Here is an 852-nt window from a genome sequence, read left to right as displayed (position 1 = left end):
TCCGGTCGCCGGCCGAGGCGGGCCAGCAGCTCCCCGCGTACGGTCGGAACCAAATGCGAACCGGGGAGCCGGTCCAAGGCGATCAGCTCGTCCACCATGGCCAGGGCTTGCGCCGGACCCGAGGCCATGGCCACGGCGACGGCCCGGTTGAGCTCGACCACCGGCGAGGGCGCGACCCGGCCGAGCGCCTCGTAGAGCACCACGATCCGGTCCCAGTCGGTCGCCTCCACCGACGGCGCCGACGCGTGGGCGGCGGCGATCGCAGCCTGCAGGCCGTAGGGGCCGAGCCCGCGAGCCGATGCCTTGGCCAGCGCGGCCAGCCCACGGCGGACCGCCGAGAAGTCCCACCGCCGCCGGTCCTGGTCCGCCAGCAGGACCGGCGAACCATCCGGGCCGGTCCGGGCCGGGAAGCGCGCGGCCGTCAGCTCGCACAGCGCGAGCAAACCGTGCACCTCCGGCTCGTCCGGCTGCAGCGCGGCCAGCGTGCGGGCCAGCCGGATCGCCTCGTAGGCGACGCCGGGGCGTAGCAGCCGGTCGCCCGACGTGGCCGTCGACCCCTCGGTGAAGATCACGTAGACGACGCTGAGCACGCCGCCCAGCCGTTCCCGGCGCTCACCGGCCGACGGCAGCTCGAACGGCACCCCGGCCGCCGCGATCGTCTTCTTCGCCCGGGTGATGCGGGCCTGCACGGTCGGCACGGGTACCAGGAACGCGCGGGCGATCTGTTCGCTGGACAGGCCGCCGACCACGCGCAGGGTCAGCGCCACCCGGGCCTCACGGGAGAGCACCGGGTGGCAGCTGACGAACATCAGCGCCAGGACGTCGTCGTCGATCCGGTCGGGGTCGATGTCC

At 74.6% G+C, this 852-nt stretch carries 1 protein-coding gene; it reads right to left on the bottom strand.

The features are described 5' to 3' along the window. Window positions 1-852 (bottom strand): RNA polymerase sigma factor (locus tag MYF83_RS42240; RefSeq protein WP_248966449.1); only part of this gene is annotated, 852 nt, incomplete at both ends.

Source organism: Sphaerisporangium perillae, assembly GCF_023276435.1.
GTDB lineage: Bacteria > Actinomycetota > Actinomycetes > Streptosporangiales > Streptosporangiaceae > Sphaerisporangium > Sphaerisporangium perillae.
Note: the sequence above shows the minus strand (reverse complement) of the source record. Positions and strands in the feature narration are given on the sequence as shown.